Source organism: Thermanaeromonas sp. DSM 22490 (assembly GCF_056378755.1).
The window spans coordinates 209,469-227,205 of the sequence record NZ_JBJHHE010000002.1 but is presented as its reverse complement, the minus strand read 5'-3'; the positions used below and the strand labels follow the sequence as shown (position 1 = coordinate 227,205).

The 17,737-nt window shown below is 55.0% G+C and carries 20 protein-coding genes and 1 riboswitch; all 20 genes read right to left on the bottom strand.

Annotated features, from left to right (window positions below; genetic code table 11):
* Window positions 1-7: 7 nt before the first annotated feature.
* Window positions 8-631, bottom strand: coding sequence for an alpha-ribazole phosphatase (cobC, locus tag AC1BI1_RS02705; protein ID WP_476715724.1), 624 nt, complete (start codon window positions 629-631; stop codon window positions 8-10).
* Window positions 576-1,727: a threonine-phosphate decarboxylase CobD gene (gene cobD / locus AC1BI1_RS02700; RefSeq protein WP_476715723.1), complete on the bottom strand. Its 1,152-nt coding sequence runs from the start codon at window positions 1,725-1,727 to the stop codon at window positions 576-578. Before cobD ends, cobC begins: the two co-directional genes overlap by 56 nt.
* Window positions 1,639-2,586 carry a GHMP family kinase ATP-binding protein gene (locus tag AC1BI1_RS02695; RefSeq protein WP_476715722.1) on the bottom strand — a complete coding sequence of 316 codons (948 nt, stop codon included), beginning with the start codon at window positions 2,584-2,586 and terminating at the stop codon, window positions 1,639-1,641. The genes cobD and AC1BI1_RS02695 overlap by 89 nt, the downstream gene beginning before the upstream one ends.
* Complete coding sequence (gene cobS, locus AC1BI1_RS02690) at window positions 2,587-3,369, bottom strand: adenosylcobinamide-GDP ribazoletransferase (RefSeq protein WP_476715721.1); 783 nt, start codon at window positions 3,367-3,369, stop codon at window positions 2,587-2,589.
* Entirely contained in the window at window positions 3,366-4,427 is a 1,062-nt protein-coding gene (cobT, locus tag AC1BI1_RS02685) for a nicotinate-nucleotide--dimethylbenzimidazole phosphoribosyltransferase (RefSeq protein WP_476715720.1), read from the bottom strand. The genes cobS and cobT overlap by 4 nt, the downstream gene beginning before the upstream one ends.
* Complete coding sequence (locus AC1BI1_RS02680) at window positions 4,393-5,814, bottom strand: cobyrinate a,c-diamide synthase (RefSeq protein WP_476715719.1); 1,422 nt, start codon at window positions 5,812-5,814, stop codon at window positions 4,393-4,395. Before AC1BI1_RS02680 ends, cobT begins: the two co-directional genes overlap by 35 nt.
* 51 nt (window positions 5,815-5,865) lie before the next feature.
* Window positions 5,866-6,825, bottom strand: a complete 960-nt coding sequence (gene cbiB, locus AC1BI1_RS02675; RefSeq protein ID WP_476715718.1) for an adenosylcobinamide-phosphate synthase CbiB — start codon at window positions 6,823-6,825, stop codon at window positions 5,866-5,868.
* On the bottom strand, window positions 6,815-8,359 hold the full coding sequence (locus tag AC1BI1_RS02670) for a cobyric acid synthase (RefSeq protein WP_476715758.1): 1,545 nt from the start codon (window positions 8,357-8,359) through the stop codon (window positions 6,815-6,817). The genes cbiB and AC1BI1_RS02670 overlap by 11 nt, the downstream gene beginning before the upstream one ends.
* A gap of 104 nt (window positions 8,360-8,463) precedes the next feature.
* Window positions 8,464-9,093 (bottom strand): precorrin-8X methylmutase, encoded by a 630-nt coding sequence (locus AC1BI1_RS02665; RefSeq protein WP_476715717.1) that lies wholly within the window; start codon window positions 9,091-9,093, stop codon window positions 8,464-8,466.
* A complete protein-coding gene (locus tag AC1BI1_RS02660) occupies window positions 9,062-9,460 on the bottom strand; it encodes a sirohydrochlorin chelatase (protein WP_476715716.1) in 399 nt (132 codons plus the stop codon). The genes AC1BI1_RS02665 and AC1BI1_RS02660 overlap by 32 nt, the downstream gene beginning before the upstream one ends.
* Window positions 9,461-9,544: 84 nt before the next feature.
* Entirely contained in the window at window positions 9,545-10,300 is a 756-nt protein-coding gene (gene cobK, locus AC1BI1_RS02655; protein ID WP_476715715.1) for a precorrin-6A reductase, read from the bottom strand.
* On the bottom strand, window positions 10,297-11,076 hold the full coding sequence (gene cobJ / locus AC1BI1_RS02650) for a precorrin-3B C(17)-methyltransferase (RefSeq protein ID WP_476715714.1): 780 nt from the start codon (window positions 11,074-11,076) through the stop codon (window positions 10,297-10,299). The genes cobK and cobJ overlap by 4 nt, the downstream gene beginning before the upstream one ends.
* Window positions 11,016-12,089 (bottom strand): cobalt-precorrin 5A hydrolase, encoded by a 1,074-nt coding sequence (locus AC1BI1_RS02645; protein ID WP_476715713.1) that lies wholly within the window; start codon window positions 12,087-12,089, stop codon window positions 11,016-11,018. The genes cobJ and AC1BI1_RS02645 overlap by 61 nt, the downstream gene beginning before the upstream one ends.
* Window positions 12,040-12,840 carry a precorrin-4 C(11)-methyltransferase gene (gene cobM, locus AC1BI1_RS02640; protein WP_476715712.1) on the bottom strand — a complete coding sequence of 267 codons (801 nt, stop codon included), beginning with the start codon at window positions 12,838-12,840 and terminating at the stop codon, window positions 12,040-12,042. Before cobM ends, AC1BI1_RS02645 begins: the two co-directional genes overlap by 50 nt.
* Entirely contained in the window at window positions 12,837-13,550 is a 714-nt protein-coding gene (cobI, locus tag AC1BI1_RS02635) for a precorrin-2 C(20)-methyltransferase (protein ID WP_476715711.1), read from the bottom strand. Before cobI ends, cobM begins: the two co-directional genes overlap by 4 nt.
* Before the next feature lie 11 nt (window positions 13,551-13,561).
* Window positions 13,562-14,155, bottom strand: coding sequence for a precorrin-6Y C5,15-methyltransferase (decarboxylating) subunit CbiT (cbiT, locus tag AC1BI1_RS02630; protein ID WP_476715757.1), 594 nt, complete (start codon window positions 14,153-14,155; stop codon window positions 13,562-13,564).
* Window positions 14,142-14,795, bottom strand: a complete 654-nt coding sequence (gene cbiE, locus AC1BI1_RS02625) for a precorrin-6y C5,15-methyltransferase (decarboxylating) subunit CbiE (RefSeq protein WP_476715710.1) — start codon at window positions 14,793-14,795, stop codon at window positions 14,142-14,144. The genes cbiT and cbiE overlap by 14 nt, the downstream gene beginning before the upstream one ends.
* Window positions 14,779-15,894: a cobalt-precorrin-5B (C(1))-methyltransferase CbiD gene (gene cbiD, locus AC1BI1_RS02620; RefSeq protein WP_476715709.1), complete on the bottom strand. Its 1,116-nt coding sequence runs from the start codon at window positions 15,892-15,894 to the stop codon at window positions 14,779-14,781. The genes cbiE and cbiD overlap by 17 nt, the downstream gene beginning before the upstream one ends.
* A gap of 11 nt (window positions 15,895-15,905) precedes the next feature.
* Entirely contained in the window at window positions 15,906-16,472 is a 567-nt protein-coding gene (gene cobU / locus AC1BI1_RS02615; protein ID WP_476715708.1) for a bifunctional adenosylcobinamide kinase/adenosylcobinamide-phosphate guanylyltransferase, read from the bottom strand.
* A gap of 107 nt (window positions 16,473-16,579) precedes the next feature.
* Window positions 16,580-16,761, bottom strand: a riboswitch (cobalamin riboswitch).
* A 136-nt stretch (window positions 16,762-16,897) separates the two neighbouring features.
* The gene (locus AC1BI1_RS02610; protein WP_476715707.1) at window positions 16,898-17,728 is read right to left on the bottom strand and encodes a PHP domain-containing protein; all 831 of its coding nucleotides are present in this window, start codon (window positions 17,726-17,728) and stop codon (window positions 16,898-16,900) included.
* Window positions 17,729-17,737: the final 9 nt, after the last annotated feature.

Sequence of the window (17,737 nt, the reverse complement as noted above, 5' to 3'; positions counted from 1 at the left end):
GATAATTTTACTTATCCCCGTGCAAATGGTTCACATCATTAAATAAGGTGAGAATATACTGGCCGCCATAGCAATCCACGATACTTAAGCTTGCATTGTCCAACCGAAAGTGCCAGAGCCTTTCTAAACCCAGGCCTAAAAGGGAAAGAATTATAGTCAGCAAAGTACCTCCATGGGAAACTACAGCTACTTTCTGCCCCGGGTGTTTAGCTACTATTCCGGTTACTGCGTTACAAGCCCTCTTTTGCAACTGGGCGAAGCTTTCCCCGCCGGGCACCTGTTTCCCGGCCGGATCGGCCAGCCATTCCTCTAAGTCCGCAGGATAGGCAGCAGCAATTTCCTGGTAAGTAAGCCCTTCCCATAAGCCGAAATTTAGTTCCCGCAGGTCAGGCATCTCAATTACGGCCAGGCCGTGGGGCCAGGCTATTATGGCGGCCGTCTCCCGGGCTCGTTTCAGGTCACTGGCGTAGACGGCAGCCAGCCTTTCCTCCAGTAAGCGTTCGCGGAGCAAGGCTGCTTGCCGGCGTCCCCGGGGGCTTAGAGCCACATCCATGTGCCCCTGGTATCGCCCGCTATTATTCCATTCTGTTTCCCCGTGGCGGATGAGATAGAGCCTGGTACCCTGTCTCATGGCTGGCCCCCTCCAGCAGTTCTCTGAGCGTATGCAATAAAAAGTTATTAGCTTCCTCTTGCTTAACTGCCACACGGATATAAGCTTCCTTTAAACCGGGAAAAGTAGAGCAATCCCGGATTATAATCCGGCGGCGGGCACAGGTTTCCGCCAGTTGGCGGGAAGTCCAACTGCTTGAGCTGATGTCCACTAAAATAAAGTTGGCCTTGGATTGGTAGGGCTTGCTGCCCGGCAGGGAGGCCAATCCCCTATAAAGGCGGTCCCTTTCCTTCTCCAGCCAGGCCCTGGTGCGCAGCTGATACTCTCCATCCTTCAAAGCCTCTACTCCGGCCATCTGGGCCAGAATATTAACGCTCCAGGGATCCCTTCTTCCTTCTAAGTAGCTGATTAAGCCCGGCGCAGCCACTGCGCACCCCAGACGCAACCCCGGCAGGGCAAAGAACTTAGTTAAAGAGCGCAGCACAATAAGTTGGGCGGTCCGGGCGGCTATCCGGCACAAGGAGAGTTCGGGCCACTCTGCCACAAAATCTAGAAAAGATTCGTCCACTACCAGCCAGGTACCTTGTCTCTCGCTTTCCTCCCATATCCGGAAGAGATCTTCCCCCTCCAAGAGGTTGCCCACCGGATTGTTAGGATTGCAAAGAAAGGCCATATCTACCCGGGACAGGTGGCGGCAGTAGGCAGCCACATCCAGGTGAAAACCTTCGGATGGTTCTAGTTGTAGCGAAATTACTTCAGAACCCGCCGCCCTGGCCGCCCGGCTGTATTCGGCAAAGGTGGGCTCAGCCACCAGTACCGCCTTTGGCTTCAACAAAAAGCAAAGCAGATAAATAATCTCGGTAGCGCCGTTGCCTATTAGCAGGGTTTCCGGGGGCACATTGAGATACAGGGCCAGGGCTTCTCTAAGCTTCACATTGGCAGGATCAGGATAGCGCTGGATGGCCTTTAAGTTGGCAGCCAAACAAGCTAACACTCCAGGCGGAGGCCCCCAGGGGTTAATGTTGGCACTAAAATCCAGAATTTCTTCCGGCGACCAGCCATACTTTTGCTGCACTTCCTGCCAGTTGCCGCCGTGGAGAATACCAGCGCGGTTCAACGATCTCCACTCCCCCACCCCTCATTTTAGCCGGTATAAAGGCCAGCCAGGGATACCTTTCCTTAAGGCGGGCCTGTAACCTTTCCCGGTCTACTTCTCGGGGCCTATAAAGTACTCCGACTGCGGTACCGCTATGGGCCACATTTACGCCCAGAGCCCCGCAAGCCTGGGCCATTTCTATAACGAACTCCAACTCCGGCTTGGGTAGGATAATCTGATTGGCCCAGGCGCTTATAGTAGCGCCCCGGGCGACCAGCGTAGCCTCCCCCTTGGCCAGCCCTTCTCGCACCAGTTTAACCGCCTGTTGCACCATGGCTTCCTTAGCCTGATTTAATTTCATAAGGTCCGGCCGCCGGTTAAAGGCTATGGTATCCACCGTTCCGCCCAGATCGATTATAAGGATATCCAGGGGAGGCGGCTCTCCTAAATATTCCCACCGCCTTCCGGTCAAGTGCTCAAAAAGCACTATTCCGGGTAAAAAGACACCATCGCTGGGTTCCAACCCTACGGCAATGTCAATCAGTTCTTTTTCACTTAAAATCCTGCCGACAGCCAAAGCAGCAGCCGCTGCCGCCGCTGCTACGTCAGCCGTGCTGCTGGCCAGTCCCTTCCCTACAGGCAAGGCATTCCTGATCTCAACCCGCGCGCCGGCCCTTATCCCTAACAACTTAAAGGTCAACTTTACCGCCTCTAGGGCTTTGGACCTCCAGGCCGGTCCCCGGATGTCCTCCCCAGGTTCCAAGGTTACGGTAACTTCGGAGGCTATATTAATAGGACAAGTAATTAAAAAATAACTCCCGTCTACCATCCCCTGTACCAGCTCGCCGCAGGAACCGGGAACACGTACAGTGGCCCGCATTTAAGTTATCACCACCAGTATAAATAGCACCAGCACTTCTACCAGCTCGGCCAGGGCTCCATAAGTATCGCCGGTTAAACCGCCGATAAAGCGCGATACCCACCGGCCCCACCAGAAGGCAAACAGGGCTACGGTGGCCATAAGAATTAGGCCCCACCACCTGGCACTGCCATACACTATGGCCAGGGTAAAGGCACTGGCCAAATACAAGGGGCCGCGTGCCTTCCCTGCACCAAAAATAGTACCTAATCCCTGGTGGTGGGCATAAGGAAAAACCTTTAAGGCTAAAACCATGGCCCAGCGGGCCAGCACCAGCATTAGTATTAAGGCAGGCGCTAGACCAGTGACAGCCTGCCCGGCGCCGTTAATGGAAGCGGGGCGTAAGTTCATGAGGAGGCTAAAAAAAAGGCTGAACTTCACCAATAGCAAGCTGATCGCTGCAGTCACCCCGTGGGCACCCACATGGCTATCCTTCATAATCTCCAGCATGCGTTCCCGCTCACGACCGGAGAATAAGCCGTCGCAGGTATCCATAAACCCGTCCAGGTGAAGTCCCCCTGTCAAATATATCTCCACCGCCAGCAATAACCCGGCCTGGGCGGGGACCGGGAGCCGGGACAAGACTACCCACCAGAAAAGATACAGTATACCGGCCAGCACCAGCCCTACCAGTGGAAAATAGGTTGGGCTAGAAAGAAAATCTTCTCTCCGGGGGCAACCGCCGACTTGCAAGCGGGTCAAAAACTGCAGGGCCGCTACAAAGGAGTTAACCTGCGCCTTCAAGAATCCAGCGCCCCCGAGACACCGGCTTCGCTAAAGGTGGCCATTTCATTATATATCTTAACGGCAGCATCTATAAGGGTCATGGCCAAAGCAGCACCCGTCCCTTCTCCTAGGCGCATGCGCATGGTCAACATAGGTTTTAACCCCATCATTTCCAGCATGATGCGATGTCCCGGTTCTTCGGATAAATGGGAAGCTATAAGGTACTCAGAGACCAAAGGGCAAAGGCGTGTAGCGATGAGAGCCGCTGCTCCGGAAATAAAACCATCAATGACGACGGGCACTCGATGGGCGGCGCCGGCCAGGATGACCCCGGCCAGCCCTCCTATCTCGAAACCACCCACCTTGGCCAGCACGTCTAAGGGATCCCGGGGATCGGGTTGGTTAACCCTTAAGCCCTGTTCAATGGCCTTGATCTTTCGTTGCAGCCGCTCATCATCTACTCCTGTACCCCGACCCACGATCTCCTTAACCGGCAGACCGCTGAAAGCGGCTAAAATGGCCGTACTGGGGGTGGTGTTGCCTATACCCATCTCTCCGATACCTAAGATTTGCGCACCGGCCTCAATTTGTTCCCGGGCCACTTCTATCCCTATCTCCAGGGAGTGCCAAGCCTGTTCCCGTGTCATGGCCGGTCCTTGAGCCAGATTGGCCGTACCGTAAGCTATTTTCCTTTTTACTAAGCCCGGTACCTCGGGTAAATCCCTGGCCACACCGATATCGACTAGCACTAAATTGGCCCCCGCGTGGCGGGCCAGGACGTTAATGGCCGCTCCGCCCCGGGCGAAGTTTAAGACCATTTGGAGGGTTACTTCCTGGGGATAAGCACTGACCCCTTCTGCTACTACTCCATGATCTCCGGCCAGTAAAATGTGGGTTTTCTTTAACAGGCCACGGGGTTCTTCTCCCCGAATGCCGGTTATTCTCTTCACCAGGTCCTCCAGAACCCCCAGACTTCCAGGAGGCTTGGTCAAATTGTCCAGGCGCTCCTGAGCTATAAACTCTATCTCTTTATTTAACGGCTTAATAGCCGCCAAGGTTTGTTCCAGCAGAGACATAAGTTTTCCTCCTTCTTCCCTTTTGGTAACGAAGGCAAGCTCGCAGGAAACTTTTAGCTATTTCCGGATTGCCGGCAAAATGAATATGGAGATAAGACGCCAGAATATTGCGGTAGGCAAAGCCTTCCTTCCCTCCGGGTCTGCCCTCCCAGATGTAGGCCCAGGGGAAAGAAGCTAACAGCGGCCTCATGCTAGAATAATGGAACTCGTGCCCGTGTATCATTTCTCCTCGCTTACAAAACAGAGTATTTCTTAAGGCCCTGGCCCGTCGATAGCCCATGCCTACCAGGCGGCCTTCCATCCGGCATCGGGCCGGCACTATTCCGGCCAGGGGCCAGTACCTGCCTTCCTTATCCTGCAAACCCCGGCAGAGATACATTAAGCCGCCGCACTCAGCGAAAACAGGCAAGCCAGCAGCAGCCAGCCCGCGGATCTCCTTAAGCATCCTCCTGTTGGCGGATAGTTCCGGCAGAAAAACCTCGGGGAAGCCACCGCCTATGAGCAGGCCCGCTATTCCCGCCGGGAGTTTTTCATCCTTTAGGGGACTGAAAGGAGCCAATTCCGCCCCTAAAGCCTGTAAATAATCCAGACCGTCCTGGTAATAAAAGTTGAAAGCTTTATCCAGGGCCACCCCTATGGTTACCCTGGGGTTTAAAGGCTCCCCGGGAAAGCAATTTGTTGGGGGTGAGGGTAAAGGTGGCACCTGTTGACTCAAGCGAAAAATCTGCCTTAAGTCCAGGCTGCGGGCCATAATATAGCCCAGCCGCTCTATGGTTTGCCTTATCCCGGCCTGTTCCACCGGCGGCACTAATCCCAGGTGCCGGGAAGGAAAGGCAGGTAAAGCTCCCTTGGGCAACCAGCCCACCACCGGTATACCCGTCGCCTCTTCCACGGCCCTTTTTACCAGCTCCAGGTGGCGGGAGCTGCTTACCCGGTTGAGGATCACCCCCACCACCTTCACTTCAGGATCCAAGCGGCTATAGCCTAGGACTACGGCGGCAGCGCTCTGCCCCAGGGAAGTAACGTCCACTACCAGCAGGACAGGTGCTTTTAGCAGTTTGGCGATGGCCGCCGTACTGCTGCCCGCGTCCTCCAACCGTCCATCGTAGAGGCCCATAACGCCCTCTATCACACAAATATCGCAGCCTTCAGCGGCGCGCACAAAAAGTTCCACTACCCTTTCCGGCGGTACCAGAAAAGTGTCCAGGTTGCGCGACGGGCGACCGGTAGCCACAGTATGATATCCCGGATCTATATAGTCGGGCCCCACTTTAAAGCCCTGCACCTTCAAGCCCCATTGAGCAAAGGCAGCCATCAGGCCGGTGGCAATACTGGTCTTGCCCACACCGCTCTTCGTACCAGCAATGACTATCCGGGGCTGGTTCACACCCTTTCATCCTTCCCGCTACAAGTAATCACCGCACAAAGGTATCTCCTCCTAACGGCTAAAGAGCCAGATTATCCACCCCGAGCAGGTAGCAAATAACAAGAGAGTTATACCCATAAGCCAAACCGCCTGGACGATATGCTGAGCTTTCAAACGAGTCTCTCCTTCGCCGATAAAAGGCCGTTCTTCCGGTCTTCCCTGGTAGTAATTTACACCGCCCAGGCGCACTCCCAGGGCCCCGGCCATAGCAGCTTCAGGATATCCGCTGTTGGGACTGGGATGGCTGCGCCCGTCGCGCCGGACTATCCGCCAGGCCTCTAACCCCCTGCCGTTCCAGAGCCAAGCAGCTAAGCAAAGCAGGCCGGCGGTCAAACGAGCGGGGATAAAATTGGTTAGGTCATCCACCCGGGCAGCAACCCGGCCGAAATAAAGGTAACGTTCATTCTTGTAACCCAGCATGGAATCTAAAGTATTAATAGCGCGATAGGCCATGGCCAGGGGTACACCACCTATTAAGGCATAAAAGAGGGGAGCTATAACGCCGTCGCTGGTATTTTCCGCCACACTTTCCACGGCGGCCCGCGCTATCTCACTTTCGTCCATCTTCTGAGTATCCCGGCCCACAATCAGGGCCACCTGGCGGCGCGCAACTGCCAAATCCCCCTTCTTCAAAGAAGAGGCAATTTCCAGGGCTGCCCCCGCTAATCCCCTGGCAGCTACGGTAGTAGAAAGCAGCCAGGCGCTTAAAGCTAGCGCTAAGAAGGGGCTCCACCCCCGGCTTAAGAGGATTAAAGCCTTAGTGGCAGCCCAGCTCGAGCCTACGATTATTACCTCTATTATAAGTCCGGCCACATACTGGCGGCGTATAGTAACTGCCCAGGGCCTGAGCCGCTTTTCTAGGGCCACAATACCTAGGCCCATTATCTGGGTAGGGTGGAGCAGCCACTGGGGATCGCCCACTACTATATCCAGGAGCAGGGCCAGTATAAAAACTGCCAGGTCAGGGGGCAAAATCTTCACCTGCCAGCGGACGGTCCAGGTCCATGATTTGGGACAATCTTTTTAGGTCCAGATTGGCCGCCACCACCCTGGCCAGCTCATCCAAGCGCCTTTCCCGGTCGGCAATATAGTTCACATATGAGGTGGCGGAAACCTTTAAACCTCTCCGCCGGCGAAGCTCACCCAGCAACAGTCGCCGCCAGTTGTCGTTGTCAAAGATGCCGTGGATATAGGTACCCAGGATGTTCCCGTCTGGCGATACGGCCCCGTCCTCGATCTCTACTTCGGCTTCCCCACGTCGTTTTAAATAAAAGGCCGGTGGCGTATTCGCTCCTCTTTCCGTAACCCCCATATGAATCTCATAGCCGCGGACCCGCTCCTGGGGTGGTAAGCTAAGAAAAGGCCCTTGTCCTGCTGCTTCCGCCTCCACCAAATAAGTAGCCTTCTCCGGCAAAAAGGTAGTAACTACAGGTAATAAACCTAAGCCCTCTACTTCTTCGATATTACTTTCAACGCCTAAAGGATCCCTTATAACTTCCCCCAGCATTTGAAAACCACCGCATATCCCTATTACCGGGACTCCCCGGGCTGCCAGATTTTTAATCTCTTGGTCGCGGCCGTAACGGCGCAAGTAAAGGAAATCCTCGATGGTGTTTTTGCTGCCCGGAAGAATCAAAAGGTCCGGCTTCCCCAAGGGTGTATGGATGTCCACATAGCGAACATTAACTCCCGGCTCCTGCTCCAGGGCGTCGAAATCGGTAAAGTTAGAAATTCGGGGAAGGAGTACCACCGCAATATCCAATTCTTCCGGTCCAGCATACCTGCACTGTTTTTGTTCCAGCACCACCGAATCTTCTTCCGGAAGCCCGAGATCTTTTAGGTAGGGAATTACTCCCAAAACAGGCTTGCCCGTTCGCTGCTCCAGGAAATCCAGGGCAGGCCTTAATAAATCCAGGTCACCCCGGAATTTATTTATAATAATGCCGGCCACCAGTTCCCGCTCGTCCGGCTCCAGAAGCTCCAGAGTACCTACTACCGCGGCCAGAGCTCCGCCCCTGTCGATATCCGCCACCAGCAAAACAGGGGCGCCTACCATTTTGGCTATGCGCATATTGGCTATCTCGCGGTCCTTCAGATTAACTTCTGCCGGGCTACCGGCCCCTTCGATAACAATAACTTCAAACTCCCGGGCCAGAGTTTCATAAGCCTGGGCTACGGCCTCCAGCAAGTGCAAGCTTAAGTCACCATGGTATTCTTTAGCCCCCAGGTTGCCTAGGGGACGGCCCAGCACAATAACCTGGGAAGAAGCATGGGCCGTCGGTTTCAGCAACACAGGGTTCATTTCCACCCGGGGCTCTATTCCGGCAGCCCACGCCTGGACCACCTGGGCCCGGCCCATTTCCCCTCCGGTGGCAGTTACATAGGAATTGTTGGCCATGTTCTGAGCTTTAAAGGGGGCCACCTTAAAGCCGCTACGGTAAAAAATACGGCATAGCGCAGCTGCCAGGAGGCTTTTGCCCACATTGGAACTGGTGCCCTGCAGCATAATATTCTTGGCCCTCACCTTAAAACTTCCCCTTTCTTGGACCCTCTTGAAATAGCCAGCTTTACCTGTGGGGGTTGGCTGGCAAGGCCTTAAAAATACCGCTGTTAGCTGGTGGGAAAGGCCAGGTATAGCAAAGCGTTGACAGCGGCTACGGCCACCGCGCTCCCTCCTTTGGACCCGCGTACTGTAAGAAAGGGGATGGGACTTGCTTCCAGAGCCGCCTTAGCTTCGGCCGCTCCCACAAAACCTACCGGCGTCCCGACTATGGCGGCCGGTCTGGTCTCCCCGGCTTCAATTAATTCCAGCAAGCGGAACAGGGCCGTAGGAGCATTGCCGATGGCCACTAAAGATCCCTGGATTTGAGGCGCCAGTTGCTCCATAGCTACCATGGCCCGGGTCTGCCCGCGGGCTAAAGCCAGCTGGGCCACCCTTTCATCCCGGATGGCGCAAATTATAGGGCAATTTCCCCGGCTGGCCAGGGCAGCGCTAATACCGCTGCGCACCATCTCCACATCAGTGATAATGGCCGCACCGCGGCGCAGAGCGGCGGTAGCGGCTGCTACCAGTTCCGGGTGAATTACCGTAAGTTCCGCATAGCTCAAATCCCCCGTGGCGTGAATAATACGGGTCAGGATTTCCCTTTCCTCACGGCTGTTAACTACTTTTTTAAGCCTGGACTCTATGACCTCCCAGCTTTTAGCTTCAATGGCCCTGGGGTCCCGCAAAAAGTCCACCCGGCGCCACCTCCAGGATCCGCTCAACTATTATTTCGGCAATACGGCGGTCGGCTCCTAGATTAGAAGCATAGATCAGTTCTACTTCAGGGTATGCCTGGCGGATTCTATCCAGCTCCTCGGGTATATCCCGCTGGACATGCAGGCCATTACAGAAAAAGATGGGTACCACTATAATCCTTCTTATCCCCTCGGCAACCACCCGGGCTACTCCTTCGGCCAGGTCGGGCCTGGCGCGCATCATATAACAGGCATCCACCCGGATACCCCCCAGCAATTCCGCTACCTGCCACGCCAGCTGGCGCAAGTGCTCATTAGCTTCTGGTATGCGGCTGCCATGACCCAAAAGGATTACACCGGTCCTCATACCGTTCCTCCTCGATTTAAAGATGTACTTCCTGCCTATCCTTCCTACGCCGCCACGGTTAAACTCACCGATCCTCGTTAAAATTCACAAACGGGATAATGCCGCCAAAATTTCCTCTAAGGACATCCCTTGAGCTTCTGCCGGGGGCTCCACCACAATTACTTCCATTTCCAAATCCAGGGCCGCCTGAATTTTAGCCTCCGTGCCGCCAATCTTACCGCTGTCTTTGGTCACCAGGACTTCCGCCCCATATTGCTTATAGAGGGCCAGGTTTAGCTCGTAACTAAAGGGGCCCTGCATGGCAATAATGTCTCGGGGGCCAAAACCTAGGCTCAGGCATTTTTCCAGGGAGGACCTCTCGGGTAACACCCGGACTATCAAGCGCTTAAGTTTTAAGGCCGGGTGTTGGGCAAAGATCTCCAGCTTCCGGGTGCCGATGGTCAGGAAAATGGTTTTACCCTGCGCGGTAGCCGCAGCGGCGGCGGCTTCCTCCCAGCTACTTACCACCTTTAACCGTGGGTCCCCGGGCAACAGCGCCTTCTCCCGCTGGTAACGGAAATAAGGGATAGATAACTCGCCACAGACCTGCCGGCTTAAAGCAGTTATCTGCAAAGCAAAAGGGTGAGTCGCATCAACTAAGGCTAAAGGCTTTCTTTCCAGCAGCAACTCTTTAAGCAAAGAGGCCGTCAGTTCGCCCTGCCAGACTTCAGAAGCTCCTGCTTCCCGGGCCAGCTCGGCTCCATAAGGAGTAACAGCTGTAGCTATTACTCTATAGCCCCGCTCACGCAAAGCCTGGATAACCCGGCAGCCGTCAGAAGTACCCGCCAAAACTAAGATCACCAAGGATACCCCCTGGGCGTTACCATCCAGCCCCCTAAAACCCGGGTCTGGCTGTTCCCGATAATTACGGTAGCCTGCATGTCTATGGGCAGACTAATGAAGGAATCCAGATCCGAAAGCCATATTTCTTCTCCTGGCCGGCCGGCATTGCGCACTACTCCCACAGGGGTAGTGCCGCGACGGTACTTAAGCACTATCTCCCGGGCCCGGGCCAGGTGTTCAGGCCTACCTTTACTTCTGGGATTATATAGAACCAGGACGAAATCAGCTTGAGCAGCCAGTTCGATGCGTTTTACAATCAGCTCCCAGGGAGTAAGGCGATCGCTTAAGCTTATGACGGCGAAATCATGCATCAGCGGTGCGCCCAGAGCCGCGGCCGCTGCCGTAGCTGCCGTAACACCGGGTATAATCTCTACTGCCAGCTCCCGGTTTAAACCCTCCCGGTGCAGAATTTCCAGTACCAGCCCAGCCATCCCGTAAACTCCCGGATCTCCGCCGGAAACCACCGCCACCCTAGCACCTTCCCTGGCTCGCTGGACAGCCTTCCAGCAGCGCTCTACTTCTCCCGTCATGCCCGTGGCAATTATCTCTTTCCCTGGAAGCAGTTCACTAATCTGCTCCAGATAAGGAGGGTAGCCGGCTACTACTTCTGCCCGGGCCAACGCTTCCCTAGCCCTGGGTGTCATATCCTCTAAATTTCCGGGCCCCAGGCCCACTATGGCGATACTGCCCGCGCCAGGGCCACGGTTACTCCCTGGTGACTCATTTTGCGGCATAAGAGTTCCCCCTTTTTTGCTCCCAGGAGAGCTGCCGGCTCGCACACACCGCCAATACCTATTCTTTCTTCTACTAGCCCTGACCGAGAAAGCTCAGGGTACTCCTTTAAGAGTATAGCCAGCTCTTCCCTTTTAAAAGTTAAGAGGGGTAAGCCTAAATGCTGGGCTGCGGCCAGCAATCCGTCTTCCTTGGCCTTTATTTCTATAGTAGCCAGAGCAAGAAGGCTCCAGCGGCTTCGCCTCGTCATTTTAAGGGCCTGCCCCAGGGCGGATAATACTGCCCTCTTGTCTATACCGCGCCGGCAACCTATACCGGCCACCAATTCCCGCGGCCGCAGAAAGATCCAGGGCCCTGGAGGCAGAACAAGCCGGCGGGAAGTTACCAGCACTCCCCCTTCCCATAGTTGAGGGTCCCTATACTCCTGCAGGGGCTGGACCTTAAGCCCCGGCATCCTCCGGGAAAGCTTCCCCAGCCAGGGATCCTCCGCCCAAAACCCTATTTTTTTCCCGTTGACCAAGGCTGCCATGACCTTGGTCAGTTTTTCTGCCGGGACTGCCTGCAGGCCCAACTCCCGGGCGAGTACATCCAAAGCAGGCAAATTTTGTACATCGCTAGCAGTGGTAATTACGGCTTTTCCGCCCAGGAGTTCGGCCAGGTGCCTGGCCAAAGCATTGGCGCCGCCCAGGTGCCCTCCTAAAAGGCTTATGGCATACTCGCCCTTTTCATCCAGGACCACCACTGCCGGGTCCTTCGTTTTATTCTCTAGATAAGGAGCCAGACAGCGGACTACGATGCCGGTAGCCATAATAAAGACCAGTCCGCGGTAGCTATGCCACAGCCTACCACAAAAAGCTCCCAGGCCTCCTTCCAGGGGAAAAAGAGGTGTGGTAAGGGATTCTCCAACTATTAAGCCAGCCGGGGCATAAATATCGGCGCCAGCAGTATAGGCGCAGGCCAGCCGTTTAGCCGTGGCCAGGCCCTGCCTGGTCAAGGTCACAATGGCTATACGCATCCCTTTTCCTCCGATAGCCATGGGAAAATTCCGGATGGTAGAGACAAGATCGAGTGGAGGTCCCTTTCAAAAAGTCGCCCACCAACAAGAGAGCTGTCCGCTGGATGCCCTCTTCCCGCGCCTTGGTGGCAATATTCTCCAGGGTACCGTAAATAATCTTTTCCTCCGGCCAGGAAGCTTTATAAACCACCGCTGCCGGCGTCTCCTTACCGTACCCTGCAGCCAGTTCGGCAGCGGCCTCCGCAAAATTTTGGGCGCTTAAGAAGAGGCAGAGGCTGGCGCGGTGGCGGCTTAAGTCTACCAGATTTTCTCCTGGCGGCACAGGTGTCCGGCCACCGCGGCGCGTCAAAATAAGGGTTTGGCTCTGACCTGGCACCGTAAATTCCTTGCCTACCGCTGCAGCAGCGGCAGCGAAGGAACTTACCCCGGGCACAATCTCATAGGGGATGCCGCGGGCGGCTAAGGCCTCCATCTGTTCTTGAATAGCCCCATATAAGGAAGGGTCTCCGGTGTGCAGCCGTACCACCTTCTGGCCTTTTTTAACCGCTTGCTCCATGAGATCAATGATCTCTTCCAGGGTCAGGGAAGCGCTATCGTAGCAAGCAGCACCGGGTCGAGCCCACGTCAGCAAAGCCGGGTTAACTAGAGAGCCAGCATAAATAATAACCTCAGCTTCTTTAAGCAGCCGCTGTCCCTTAACGGTGATTAATTCCGGGTCTCCCGGTCCCGCACCTACAAAATAAACCTTCACGTCCGGTCCCTTCCTTTAACAATGATCAAGGAAAGATAATCCTGCTTTTGGCCCATCCCGGCTTCCAGGTCCCAGGAAAAGCTCTCTCCCTTTTGCCCACACCGGGTTACCAGTACAGAATTTTTCACCACCCCGGCCCGGGCCAGTATTCGAACTATCTCATCATAACGCCTGGCTACCTTCATTAGCACCAAATTGGGGAACAGGGGGATTAACTCCTCTAAACTCTCAGGATTCCGCAGGGCCGGTATAATGGCCAGGGGCTCATCCCCCTTGGCCAGGGGTAAATTTAACCTGGCGGCAGCCGCTGAAAAAGAAGTGATACCCGGTACAGTTTCAATGCAAATGGTTGGATCCAGTCTCTGGATTATTTCCATCAAATAGCTGTACGTACTATAAAGACTGGCATCGCCCAGGGTCAAAAAGGCTACATCCTTCCCCTCCTGCAATTTATCTAATAAGGCTTTAGCCGCTGCCTCCCAGCAGCGCTCCAGGTAAGAATGGTCGCGGCTCATGGGCATGAAAAGGGAAAGGATCTCCTGTTCCGGCCGGATAAATTGTTTAACTACTCCTAGGGCCAAGCTCTCTTCTCCCCGCTGGGAAACGGGAACGGCCAGGACAGGCACTTCCTCTAGGATGCGCCGGGCTTTTAAAGTGATCAGCTCCGGGTCACCGGGGCCCACCCCCAGGCCGTATAATTTGCCGCTCATAGCTCTCCTCCTCAACCGGCTACCAATTGGATAATATAGACAGGATTAAGGGCACGAAACATGTGGCGCTCACCCACCTTTTCTAAACGGGCCAGGTTGACTGCCACTGCTGATGTAGCATATCCTTTTTCGCGCCCGTAAGCCACGCTTTCCCACAGGGTGTCCAGGGTAATGGCATTTATAACCATAATGCCTTGGGGCCGTAAACTTTGGCTGCAGTGCTCCAGGATAGCCCGGAGTTCTCCCCCGCTACCTCCAATCAATACGCGATCTGCAGGTGGTAAATCTGCTAAGGCCGCTGGCGCCCTGCCGGCTACTATCACCACATTTTTTAACCCAAAAGATTCCACGTTAGCCCGCGTTAAATTTAGGGCCTCTTCATCCTTTTCCACGGCATATACTCGTCCCGGAGCTACCAGACGAGCAGCCTCTACCGTTAAAGAGCCGGTGCCGGAGCCGACATCATAAACGGTCTGGCCGGGCGCCAGGCGGGCCTTGGCTAAAGTCAAAGTGCGGAGCTCTTCTTTGGTCAGGGGTACTTTTCCCCGCTCGAAGAGCTCATCGGGAATGCCCGGGGTGCTGTAGGGCCATCTACGCTTTGTCATATCCACTTATGATCACTGCCATAGGATCAAAATCGGAGCCAGCCAGATCCCTGGCCAAAAGGTGGGCCACCCTTTCCTCCCGTCCTCCCAACTGGGCTCCCACCCAGAGCCTAAGTTCCCCCAACCCCTTATCCGTCAAGTACCTTCCTACCTCTGCCGGAGTGTTGCTCCCCCCTGTGAGAAGGGCAAGCAACAGTTCATTTCGGGCCAGGCCCTCCAGGTAGGCGTCCAACATATTCAGCGGGCGCCCGTGCAGGCTCACAATAGTCGCTCCTTCCCAGCCACAACCTAGACGGGCAAAGGCGAGCTGTACGGAGCTTATTCCTGGTATCACCCTGATCTCTTCCGGGGGGAAACGGCATCTCAGCCATCCCAGGAGGCTGTAAAGGCCAGGATCTCCAGATACCAGGACGGCGGTAGGCCGCCCACGCACCTGCGTTAAGTAGTGGAATAAAGCGTCCAGGTCGGCATCAATCGCCTTTTTTTCCCGTTCCAAAAAGGCAAATAGATGCAAAGCTCGGGGACCGCCTACCAAAATCTCGGCCTCGGCCACCGCCTGGTAGGCTGCCGGTGTTAGCCAGGAGGGATCTCCCGGACCCACCCCCACCACCGTTAACCACCTGTTATTCCTTCCCGCCATTTCTCCACTCTCCCAGTATGGCCCTGGCCTGCTCATCCTGGCCAATGATTCTCCCCTGCAGGTCTAAAAGGGCGGTCCCTACTTCCAGTGCCCCATGAACTAATTCTCGGGCTCGCTCGCTAGCCAGGCCTGCCAAGTAATTCCAAAAAGCGAAATAACGCTCTCCCTCCAAGGCTTGCTCGAGGATAGAGAACACCGCCTCCACCGTAGTAGCGGTTAAGATAGCCTGGACCACCTCTGCGGGGGCGCCCCAGGCTGCAGCCCGGGCCGCCACTATTTCCCGCCGGGCATCAGCTATGCGGCTATGGGTATAAAAAATGCCTCCTGCTACTTTAACCAGCTTGCCGGCATGGCCCCAAAGGAGAATCCGCTTAATCCCTCGTTCAGCACAAGCCTCCAAAAGATAACCGATAAAGTTGCTGGTCAAAATAACCGCCCTCGCCGGCAAGCCATAACCTTCCACCGCCTGGCGCTGGCCCATACGGCCGGGAGTTAAAAGCAGAGTATCGTAACCTGCGGCTAGGGCTACATCGATCTGGGGCAGGAGGGAAGTACGGAAAGCTTCTTCCGACATGGGCTCCACAATGCCGGTAGTTCCCAGAATAGAGAGCCCGCCCTCTATCCCCAACTGGGGATTTAAGGTGCGCCGGGCCAATTCCTCACCGCCGGGGATGCTAATAGTTAATTCCAGCCCCTGCCCGGGGGGGATAAAATCTTTAACCGCTTCCCTAATCATGGCCCGGGGCACGGGATTGATGGCCGGCTCACCTACTGGAACAGCCAGGCCGGGACGGGTGACTATTCCTACTCCTTCACCGGCCCGCAAAATAAAGCCCTTTTCTTGCGGCCGGGCCCTAACCTGGACAGCTATTCCGTGGGTAATATCAGGATCGTCGCCAGCATCTTTTATAACCGTAGCCTCAGCCCAGCCTTCCCCCCGCCGAACAGTTACAGGTAACTCGATTTCCTTTCCCTGAGGAAGAGTTATTCGCACTGTATTTTGGACCCCGTCCTTACACCAGAGGGCCTTTACTGCTGCTTTAGCTGCAGCCGCGGCACAAGTACCGGTGGTGTAACCCTGACGTAATTTCTTGACCATCCTTTCCTCCATTACCGCCTACCCGTTAGCAGGTCCGAGCTTTTAGCTAAAGCTTTTATCTCCACCGGCACCCCACAAACCACCAGATAAACTTCATCGGCCAGGCTGGCTATCTCCTGATTGGCCAGTCCCAAAAGGTCGCGGTATAGGCGACCCAGGGGATAGGGTGGTACTGTTCCCGAGCCCACCTCATTGCTCACAATGATCACCTCAGCAGGGACCTCCCAGGCTTTCTGGGCCATCTCTTTAACAAAAAGTAATATAGCCTCCTCATCCATCTTTTCTTCCACCAGCAAGTTGCCCACGTAAGCGGACAGGCAATCGATGAGGAGAAGTCGCCCTGGCTTGCCCCATTCCTCTATAACTCGGGTCACCTTTAAGGGCTCCTCTACAGTGCGCCACCCGGCCGGCCGCCGCATCTTGTGCCGGGCCACCCGGCTGGCCATCTCTGCGTCCGTCACCCTGGCTGTGGCCACGTAAATAACTTCTCCGCCCCAGCCGGAGGCCAGTTCTTCTGCAAACCGGCTCTTGCCGCTCCTAGCGCCGCCAGTGATTAACACCAGCCTGCCCCTGTCCACTCCTTAACCCCCTTAAGCCACGCGCTGCACTACAAAAAAACCCAGCCTCTCGCCTAAAGGCTGGGTTTTCTGTCTAAAACACTAGCCCTTCCCTTGACGCGAGGGTTAACAAGGCTTACCAACAGGCAGGTTTCCTGGCTTCCGGCTCACCGCTTTTTCTTCCCCTTCCCAGGCTACAGGCCCAGTGGGCTTACCGAAGAAAAGCTCCCCGGTTACAGTGGCGCGCCCGCTCAGGATTTGCACCTGATTCCCTTTTAACCTTTATGGCACCTGTCGGCTTTCCCATATTTTTTTATTTTCTTCAGTATATCGCAATGACCACTACTAATCAAGGGATTTTATGGCTTAAGATTATGTGCTTAGTTATTGAGGACACCCAGTGCGAGCCCACAAGCAGGCTAGCAGGATAAAAATGGGTAACCACCTCATTTTATGGCCAGGGCGCGCTCCTTTAATCTATCTATTTCCTCTTCGCTAACGGTGGCTGCGCCCAACTCGCTATGGTCTGGAATATTCAAGCCGTGAAAATCCGACCCACCGGTAACTAATAGGTTTAGTTCCCTGGCTAAAGAATGATAGCGGGCAACGGCTTCTCGGTCATGTAAAGGGTAATAAACTTCTAGCCCCTGCAAACCATAAGCCACTAGCTCTTTTATTATTTCATCTTTACCTATCAATCCCGGGTGGGCCAATACAGCTACGCCCCGCCAAGCAGAAATTAGTTGAACAGCTTCTGCAGGTGAAATTTTATAACGCGGAACATAGGCCGGCCGTCCACGTTCCAGGAGCTCACCAAAGGCAGCTTCTATGGAAGGCATAAATCCCTTGGCCACCAGGGCCTGGGCGATATGCAGGCGGCCTACAGCTTTACCCTGGACGAACCGGGCCACCTCATCCCACGTAAGTTCGTAGCCCAGTTCTCGCAATTTGGTTACCATCTTAAGACCTCGCTGCTGCCTGTCCTGCTGCAATTGGTATAAAAAATTATGTAGCTTGTCCCCTTGAAAATCAATATAATACCCTAGGAGGTGTACATCACGTCCTTCCCATTCGGTGCTCAATTCAATACCGGGAATAACCTCAAGATTATAGAGAGAAGCCCCTGTCAGAGCTTCCTCTAATCCATCAACGGTGTCGTGATCGGTAATAGCTATGGTGCTTAACCCCTTTCCCCAAGCCAGTTTAACCAGGTCCAACGGCTTGAGCTTGCCGTCGGAGGCTACGGTATGGGTATGGAGGTCACCCTTTTTGCTCATTTCCGTCCT

What these genes read in the sequence shown, in the direction of transcription:
- cbiD (WP_476715709.1), bottom strand. Translation starts at nt 15,894, where the DNA reads ATGGTCAAGAAATTACGTCAGGGTTACACCACCGGTACTTGTGCCGCG.
- cobT (WP_476715720.1), bottom strand. Translation starts at nt 4,427, where the DNA reads ATGTCTCTGCTGGAACAAACCTTGGCGGCTATTAAGCCGTTAAATAAA.
- cobJ (WP_476715714.1), bottom strand. Translation starts at nt 11,076, where the DNA reads ATGCCGCAAAATGAGTCACCAGGGAGTAACCGTGGCCCTGGCGCGGGC.
- cbiT (WP_476715757.1), bottom strand. Translation starts at nt 14,155, where the DNA reads ATGACAAAGCGTAGATGGCCCTACAGCACCCCGGGCATTCCCGATGAG.
- cobC (WP_476715724.1), bottom strand. Translation starts at nt 631, where the DNA reads ATGAGACAGGGTACCAGGCTCTATCTCATCCGCCACGGGGAAACAGAA.
- AC1BI1_RS02645 (WP_476715713.1), bottom strand. Translation starts at nt 12,089, where the DNA reads ATGCGTATAGCCATTGTGACCTTGACCAGGCAGGGCCTGGCCACGGCT.
- AC1BI1_RS02695 (WP_476715722.1), bottom strand. Translation starts at nt 2,586, where the DNA reads ATGCGGGCCACTGTACGTGTTCCCGGTTCCTGCGGCGAGCTGGTACAG.
- cobI (WP_476715711.1), bottom strand. Translation starts at nt 13,550, where the DNA reads ATGAGCGGCAAATTATACGGCCTGGGGGTGGGCCCCGGTGACCCGGAG.
- AC1BI1_RS02660 (WP_476715716.1), bottom strand. Translation starts at nt 9,460, where the DNA reads ATGAGGACCGGTGTAATCCTTTTGGGTCATGGCAGCCGCATACCAGAA.
- cbiE (WP_476715710.1), bottom strand. Translation starts at nt 14,795, where the DNA reads ATGGCGGGAAGGAATAACAGGTGGTTAACGGTGGTGGGGGTGGGTCCG.
- AC1BI1_RS02610 (WP_476715707.1), bottom strand. Translation starts at nt 17,728, where the DNA reads ATGAGCAAAAAGGGTGACCTCCATACCCATACCGTAGCCTCCGACGGC.
- AC1BI1_RS02670 (WP_476715758.1), bottom strand. Translation starts at nt 8,359, where the DNA reads ATGCTGCAGGGCACCAGTTCCAATGTGGGCAAAAGCCTCCTGGCAGCT.